Here is an 8061-nt window from a genome sequence, read left to right as displayed (position 1 = left end):
CCGCCGACACCCGACCCGCCTGCCCGCCAGGCTGCGCGAGGGACGGGCGTTTGAACTTCGGCTCCTGCCGGTATCGGAGATGTGCGCCGGTCCGCCGATGCGGATCAGATCTTCGGCCTGCTCCCACGTCGGACTGACAACGCACTGTATTCATCCCGCGGCAATGACAGATCAGAACGACGACTACGTCTATGACGACGCGACAGGGGAATGGCGCCCAGCGTCGGAGATGGCTGCCATTGCAGCTACTGCCGGATGCAAGGAAGTGCGCGATGCCGCCGGCAACGTGCTGGCCGACGGCGACTCCGTCGCCCTCGTCAAGGACCTCAAGGTCAAGGGCGCGTGGCAGAGCCTGAAGCAGGGCACGGTGATCAAGTCGATCCGCCTCACCGACAATCCCGACGAAATCGACTGCCGGCATGACGCGATCAACGGGCTGGTGTTGCGAACGGAGTTCGTACGCAGGCGTGACCAGACACCAGTAGTCAGGCGCGCAGCAGGTCCGGCGGGATTCTGTCACGCAGTGCTGCGATCGCAGCGTCCTGCCTTGCCAGTTTGCGAGATAGCGCATCGATCTCGTGCTGCCTTTCCTGTGTGATCGCGGCAAGGTTCGATCGATACCGTTCCAGAAAGGTCCTGGCATCGGCAGGTTTTAGGCGCCGGTGGCCGGTACGCTGGGGCTTGAGCTGCGGAATGATCGCCGTCATCCGCCTTATGATCTGCCGGTCGATCATATCAAGCTGGCGCTGTGTCTGGCGCCGTGCCTCTTCCATGCGAAAGAGCTGCGCTCGGCGATCGGGGACAGACATTATGTGTCCCTCCCTTGGCAATCCATGAAGCTCGATGGCCCGCCATAGACACGATGGCGCGCAACATCGATGACGAATCCAAAGCGGCCGACATGGTATTCGTCGGTCGGAACGAGAAAGCGACGGTCCTCCGTACCCGGTCCACGCTTGCCGCCAACGGTCGCGATAACCTCGGTGAAACCGGCCTGGTGGTCGGAACGGATCGCCGACACCACGACCCAGTCATCGGTATGCTTCTCGACAAACGCCCGCTCGTCCTTTTTCGCAGATTGGCCAGGTTTGAGCACCTTCCCGTGGATCGCCTCCCAGGCGTCCGGATACCAGTCGCGGATCGTCTTTTCCGCACACGCCTTCTCGAAGCCCGTAAAGAGCTGCGGGAAGGCTTGGGCGACGGCCGCCCAATGGCAGTCCTCTTCATACCAGCCGCCATCGGCACGGAGCATGTCATGGACTTTGCGATTTCGCTCCGCCGAAAGATGGAACCCGCCATGGCCTGCCGTTGAGTGAGCCACGACGCCCTCGGCATAGACGGTCGCTCCCTGCGACGTTCCCCACGGCGTGTGGGCGCGGGAATGGATTTCGCGACGGCCGAGCGCTACGCGCTGCTGCTGATGGAGGGTGTTCTCCTCGACATGCGCGCGAAACGCCGCCTCGTCGGCAAGCTCGCCGGCATGGCCGTAGAAATCGCTGCGCGTCCATTCGGCCATGGGCCGGCGGATACGCCAGCCCGTGACAAGAAAGTGCCGGGCGTGCCGGGCCGGAACCATGGCGAACGCCGTTTCACCGACAAGCGCAACGGGATAACCGTCGGCGCTGCGGCCAAAACAAACCCCCGGATAACCGGGGGCCTCGTCGTCTCGTATTCGGGGAGTGGCCGCGCTCATGCCGCCGCCCTCCCCTCGACGGTATCCGCGGCCACGGCATCGGCCGTCACCTCTTGCAGAACGGCTCGCGGATAGCCGTGCTGCGTCAGCCATCCCTCGGCATCAGCACGATGACTGGCGAGATAGACCAGTTCGGCGTCTTCGCCGTCGCGGTCGAGCACCAGGACCGAGCCGATAGCGGGCCGCTCCTCGACCGCGAAGTTGAGATCGCTGTTCACCGAAAAGCTTTGGTGAACGCGCAGGACGATGGTGCCCTGACTGCCGTAGTCACCCTTGTGCAGGGTAATGGACGCCGGCAGCGTGGTGTTGCCGACGCGGGTTTCGGCCTGCTTGCGGATCAGCCGGCCGCCACTGTTGCGGTTCTCCCAGGCGGCGAGCTTCTTACGATGCCCTTCGGGCGGGCGTGATGTTCCATCGCGATAAGTTACGATCGAACCGAGTGGAACGAGGTCATAGATCAATTGAGCCGACATGGTGGGTCTCCGCTGTTTAGGGTGAAAACGAAACCGCCGCCGGCGAGGTCACCGGCGGCGGTAATGCGATCGGAAGGAAGAAGGCGCGCGCTTCTACTCGGCGGCCTCGCGGAAGCCTTCAGCGTCATCGTCGCCGGAATAGTCGTGTGCCGGCTCGATGATCGCATCGCCGTCGAGCTCGTCCTGGTGCTCCGGCGTGCCGTAGTCCTCAGGCTGTTGCCTGGCCTCGTTCATCTTCAGCCAGGAGGTCAGCTTTTCCGGAGTGGGTGCAAACAGCGCCGACGGGTGGACGAAGCGGCCTTCCTTGAAATGCTCGACCAGGGTCGCACGGGTGTCCTTGACCTTCTGGCGGGGCAGGAGGGATGTATCCGCGCAGGCGGCTTCCAATGCCTGCCGCGACAGGCATGACAGGAAGTCCTCCGATCCCATGTTGGCTAAGAAGTTGTCGGCGGCGATGACGTCGCCGGCGACACGGGCGACAACGCCGCTGTCCGAGCGATTCTCCCTGCAGGACAGAACGTCGATCAGCAAGGACCGCACGGCAATGCGCAGCGTGTCCATGTCGAACTCGAGCCTGCCCTCCTGGTCGAACAGGCGCGCGGCATGTTCGCCGAGGCCTGCGGCCCCGTAATGGGAGATGTCGCGGGCACCAGATGCCACTGTCACATTCTGGCCGGCGAAGGCGAGGACGAGCAGCGCCATCAGCGTGTCGTCCTCGATCGGTGCGCGCGAAAGCGCCTCGTGCAGCGCATCGGTACGCAGGTCGCCGATCATCTCTATGCCTTTGCGCGTCACGTCCGGACGCGGCTTTGCCGTAACGACGATATCATCGCCCTCGGCCTCAACATCAGCGCCATTCTTGCCCTTGGGCTTTTTGGCCACCGGCATGCGGTACGCAACCGACTGCACCTTGCCGTCGCGGTCGAGATACACGGCGGTGTGATCGGACTTCGACGGCTTACCGTACACACGCTCTGCCTTGGGCGGCAGCTTCGGCTCGCCCCATTGACCGGCTTCCACGATCACGCCACGCTTGGGCAGAGTGTTTGCCATCCACTCCTGCTGCGCGCCAAGGAAGGCCTCGACATCCGTCGTATAGCGGCTGTCCTCATCGGCCGGAGCGAACAGGTCCTCGACCCAGGCAATGCCGTAGGCGTGAGCGAGATCGTCACCAAAGCTGGCGTCGCGCGCGTACATGCGCCGCTTCGTCAGGCCCTGCGCCACGCTCCACCACGACACCTGGGGATCGGCCTTGGACGGCTTGTGCTTCTTCCAGACCTCCTTCTGCTCATCAAGCGAGGCCGACGCGATGGTGCGCAACTGCTGCTCGTTGGGCATGTCGCCCTTGGCCATCTGGTCCAACATGGCCGGCAGAACATTGGCGAGCAGGCGCAGCTTCCTGATCTGGCGGACGGGAAGCGCTAAAGCGACGGCGATCGCTTCCTCGGTCCAGCCGAGCGCGACCAGCCGCTCGATCGCGCGCCATTGGTCGATAGGATTGAGCTGCTCATGCGCCAGCGTCTCGGCCAGCGACCGCATTGCACCACCATCCTCGGCGCGATCGATCACCAGCACGGCGATCTCTTCGAGACCGGCGGCAATCGCCTGATTCACACGGCGATGTCCGGCATCGATGACATAGCCGTTGCCGCCATCCGCTTCCGGCGCCACGACGGGTGGCTGCACGATGCCGACGGCGCGAATTGTAGCCAGCAGCAGCGCGTCGGCCTGCGGGCTGGACTTCGAGCGTCGCGCCTTGTCCGGGTTATCCTTCAGCGCACGCGGATCGACAAACTTCAGTTCCATGGAGATGCTCCTTCAAGGGGTTTGCGGACACCGCCGTGGCGGGCCCTTCCTCGTCTTCTTCCCGAAGACATCCCCCGGCCCGCGGAGCGGACGGGCCGGTGCAACTGCGGCCGAGCATCCCTGCCGGGCAGATCAAGCGGGGCTCTTGAGCCCTGCGCAGAGCGATCGGCCGGGATCGCGAGCGGCGCGGTTGAGCGCCAGCGTCAGCGGCCCGCCCGATCTGCGAGCGGGCTTTATCCTTCTTCCGTTTTCCTTTCCTCCTCCCTCCGACGTGGATCTAGAGCACGTCCAGTTTAATCGGGATCACAATCCTGCAGCCGGCAAGCTGCGCCATGAAGTTCTAATCGAAGCCCGATGGCCACAATCGTTCCGATCATGACCACCTAATCGAGGTTCTCCTGGCGTACGACCGACCGGTGATCTGCGGCTTCGACGGCACGTGCGATTGTCACCGGCCCATCGCCTGGCGCCTTGCTGAAGCTGGTTTTTCGAGGTGCGGCTGGTGTCGTCGCTTGGGGCTGGCCCGAACTCGGGGGGCCTGCACAACAGTTGGGACAAGAATGATCCTGGCAGCATTCTAGTATTCAACTACCAAAAACTTCAGCCAAGTAGTCGATGAACACTCGTATCTTCTGCGGTGTATGGCGCCGTTGCGCATAAAAGGCGTAAATTGATTGCTCCATGGGTTCGTAGTTTGGCAGCAGCTGCACCAGACGGTTTTGTGCAAGGTCGTCTGCGACCATAAAATCCGGGAGCAATGAATAGCCATATCCGGTCAGGCAAGCGTTTTTGACCGCACGTGCGGAGTTCATTCTAAAGTGTTGCGGAACTTCGAAATCGATGATTTCGTCTAAATACCTAAACTGGTGTGTTCGCCCCCATTCTCCGCTGACTTGCGTGACCGATGGATAGCTTCTGATTTCGTCGACTGATTTGGGCATCCCAAACCTTCGACAAAATCCAGGAGAGGCGACAAATACTATTCTTTGCGTATATATCTTCTGCGCGATCATAGATGAATCGCTTAATGGACCGACTCGAATTGCAACATCGTAATGCTCTTCGATAAGATCAACCAAGCGGTTGCCGAGATCGAGTGAGATGTCTAGCTGGGGAAACCTGCGCAAGAACTCAGGCAAGGCGGGTGCCAGGCATTCGTTGCCGAAAGCCATGACGCACGACACGCGCAACTGCCCGCGCGGAGTGTCGTGGCGCTCGCGAACCACGCTCCGCATAGTATCGAGTTCCTCAAGTATGCCAGAGCTTTTTTGCACGAACTCCATTCCTGCATCAGTTAGGTTGAGTTGACGGGTGGTCCGGTTGAAGAGACGCACCCCCAAATCGGCCTCCAGCTCAGCCATGATTCGACTGACTGACGGCGCGGAAAGTCTCAACTCGCGGCTCGCTGCGGTAAAACTCCCATGGCGCGCAACCTCGATTGCGATGCGCATCGCCGTCACCATATCCACCCAGACACTCTTTCAAAATCTAAAATAATGTTTCTCCGAAACGCCTATTATCACGGCATGCAAACTGATGCATCAAGAAGCAAGTGGTTTGGTCATCAGGGTTTGAGGGACAGAACCCGACCCGAACATCGGGGCAGCTGTGCTTTTAAGGAGACCGCCATGGCCAAGAATCCTAGTTGGGTACTACGGAGTTATCCGTCGGGAATGCCGACGGTGGGCAACTGGATGCTGGAAGATCGCCCGATTCCGGGTCCCGCAGAGGGAGAACTGCTACTCAAGACCTTGTGGCTTTCGGTGGATCCGTACATGCGCGGCAGGATCAGTCCGGCGAAAAATTACGCCGCTGGCTTTGGATTGGGGGATCTGATGTCGGGAGGCGGAATCGGGGAAGTGATCTCATCCGAATCTCTTGATTTCAAGCCGGGCGACATTGTCATGAGTGACTATTTTGGATGGCAACCCTTTACGACCATTCCTGCGTCTTCCGCCAAGATTGTGACCGCGACCGACGCCCCAGTGCAAGCCTCGCTCAGCTACCTGGGTATGCCGGGTCTGACGGCCTATTTTTCGCTGCTCAAGACCGGAAATCCGAAAGAAGGCGAAACAGTCTTGATCTCGGCGGCCTCTGGTGGTGTGGGGCAGATTGCGGGGCAAATCGCGCGGATTAAGGGACTTGACCCGGTTGCTGTTGTGGGCACAGACGCAAAACTCGAATGGTGCAAAAAGCTCGGGTATCGCGAAGGCATCAACCACCGAACGTCGACTGACTTGGTGGCCGATGTCGCCGCTGCGTGCCCAAACGGAGTAGACGTATTTATCGATAATACTGCGGGACCGATCCACGATGCGGCGATGTTAAATCTTAATACGTTCGGTCGAGTTGTGATCGTCGGGACGATTGCTTTGGCTGATCGATTTGATCAACCAGATATCGGTTTGCGACATCTCAGGAAAACTCTGATCACTCGTGCGCGGATCGAAGGTTTCTTGCTTGATGACCATGAACACGAATTTGAGACGGCAAAGGCCGACCTGTTATCCTGGTATAAACAGGGACTTCTTGAGACAAAAGAAGACGTCGCTGAAGGGATCGAAGCGGTACCTTATGCCTTTGTGCGCATGTTGAATGGGGAGAACTTTGGCAAGCAGCTAATAAAGCTGTGAAACCAAATGGTCTTTTGTCATTGATTGCGGCCGGGCAGCGTGAGCTCTTTATCCTCCTGAGTGGCCGGTTGGCACGAATGGCCCTGCTTGAACTCCCGCGCGCAACGAACCGATGTTGTCCGAGGACTTGATCCCGCGATTCTAGTCTAGAACCGAACGATCCGAGACGGGCGCCGCCACGATTTCTATCGCGGCTTCCGCACTGTATTGACCGGACATCGGCGCGCCTCCTGTATCGCCTGCACCCGAGCCGCCTTGAACCTTTGCTGCCGGTCAATGCCTGACACAATGACCGGCAGCCTGTGTCGAGCCTGCTATGCGGCTGCACGCTGATCCTGGCCATCAATCGAAGACGCAAGATCGGTTTCGATTTCCGCAAGCTGCCGGCGCTTCTCAGCCAGTTCACCAGAGAATCCGAACTCGCCGCCCTCACGCGAGCGATAGGAGGTGAGCCTGCGCTCGGCATCCTCAAGACGCTGGCGGTATCGTTCCTGCTCGCCCTCGAAGCCGGCCAAGGCATGCTCGAGCCGGGCGATGGCGCCAAGCGGCGAGGTGGTGACGGGGAGCTCGATCTCATAATCGGCGCCGGTGCGCATCAGCATAGTGGTATAGCGGTAGCCGTCTTTGCCGAACCGCTCGCCGGAATATTCGAAATCGAACCCGCCGATGGAGGCGATAGTGGTTTCCCCTTGCTGCTGAAGCTGCACGAGAGTCAGGATTTCCTTCATCAACGCACGACCGGCGAGTTTGCGCTCCGTGAACGCGTCGCCTCCGACCACCATGCTGAACCCATCGCCGGTGGTCGGCACGAGGCGATCGATATCCTTCCCGACCTCGCCGATGCGCCGGGTCGAGTATTCGATATCGCGCTCGGCATCGCGGATCTGCCGTCGAACGGCGTGCTCATCATCAATGTGGGCCGCACGAAGGCGCTCCAGACGGGCAATGTCTGCCTCCAGACCTGCCTTCTGCATCAGGCGCGGATCGCCCGAGGCGATCGCCTTGGCCATCGCGAACTGGTTGGCCTGCCCCTCACCCATATCCTCCAACCGCCGGATGGACGTGTCTCCGGAAAGGGCAGCCGCGATGAACCGGGCCTTGCGCTCGTTGTTCTGCCACATCTGGGCGTCCATCGATCCTTCGGTGGCGTAGGCGAAGATATCGATGACATCGTGCTGGTTGCCCTGCCGCAGTATACGGCCTTCGCGCTGCTCGATCTGGGAGGGAAGCCATGGCACGTCGAGATGATGTAGCGCCTTGAGGCGGAGCTGCGCGTTGACGCCGGTGCCCATCGTGTCGGAGGAGCCGATCAGGAACCGGACCTTGCCGGCCCGCACATCACCGAACAGGCGCTGCTTGGCTTCGGATTTCTTGAACTCCTGCATGAAGGCAATTTCCGATGCCGGAACGCCCCTGCGGATCAGTTCATCCCTGATCCAACGATAGGCTGAGAAGC

The 8061-nt window shown here is 60.6% G+C and carries 6 protein-coding genes and 1 pseudogene; 2 read left to right on the top strand and 5 right to left on the bottom strand.

The features are described 5' to 3' along the window. Nucleotides 1-163 precede the first annotated feature (163 nt). Nucleotides 164-469: pseudogene (locus EOC94_RS32595) on the top strand (alkylphosphonate utilization protein); the annotation flags it as partial. 339 nt (nt 470-808) lie between these two features. Here the strand turns inward: EOC94_RS32595 and EOC94_RS32585 are convergent. The 4 genes from EOC94_RS32585 to EOC94_RS32570 all read right to left on the bottom strand — a co-directional run bounded on the left by EOC94_RS32585 (nt 809) and on the right by EOC94_RS32570 (nt 5435). After that, complete coding sequence (locus EOC94_RS32585; protein WP_127295668.1) at nt 809-1693, bottom strand: hypothetical protein; 885 nt, start codon at nt 1691-1693, stop codon at nt 809-811. Further along, complete coding sequence (locus EOC94_RS32580; RefSeq protein ID WP_127295666.1) at nt 1690-2166, bottom strand: hypothetical protein; 477 nt, start codon at nt 2164-2166, stop codon at nt 1690-1692. Before EOC94_RS32580 ends, EOC94_RS32585 begins: the two co-directional genes overlap by 4 nt. Before the next feature lie 93 nt (nt 2167-2259). Then, nucleotides 2260-3972: a ParB N-terminal domain-containing protein gene (locus EOC94_RS32575; RefSeq protein ID WP_127295664.1), complete on the bottom strand. Its 1713-nt coding sequence runs from the start codon at nt 3970-3972 to the stop codon at nt 2260-2262. 584 nt (nt 3973-4556) lie between these two features. Further along, nucleotides 4557-5435 carry a LysR family transcriptional regulator gene (locus tag EOC94_RS32570; protein WP_245465708.1) on the bottom strand — a complete coding sequence of 293 codons (879 nt, stop codon included), beginning with the start codon at nt 5433-5435 and terminating at the stop codon, nt 4557-4559. Between the two features lie 165 nt (nt 5436-5600). Between EOC94_RS32570 and EOC94_RS32565 the strand changes: the two genes are divergently transcribed. After that, a complete protein-coding gene (locus EOC94_RS32565) occupies nt 5601-6605 on the top strand; it encodes an NADP-dependent oxidoreductase (RefSeq protein WP_127295660.1) in 1005 nt (334 codons plus the stop codon). 314 nt (nt 6606-6919) lie between these two features. Here the strand turns inward: EOC94_RS32565 and EOC94_RS32560 are convergent. Beyond that, a partial coding sequence (locus tag EOC94_RS32560; protein WP_245465707.1) for a helicase C-terminal domain-containing protein occupies nt 6920-8061 on the bottom strand: 1142 nt, incomplete at its 5' end.

Origin of the sequence: Mesorhizobium sp. M6A.T.Ce.TU.016.01.1.1 (genome assembly GCF_003997065.1) — a bacterium.
GTDB lineage: Bacteria > Pseudomonadota > Alphaproteobacteria > Rhizobiales > Rhizobiaceae > Mesorhizobium > Mesorhizobium mediterraneum.
The sequence above is the reverse complement of the archived record's forward strand: the minus strand, read 5'-3'. Positions and strand labels throughout refer to the sequence as shown.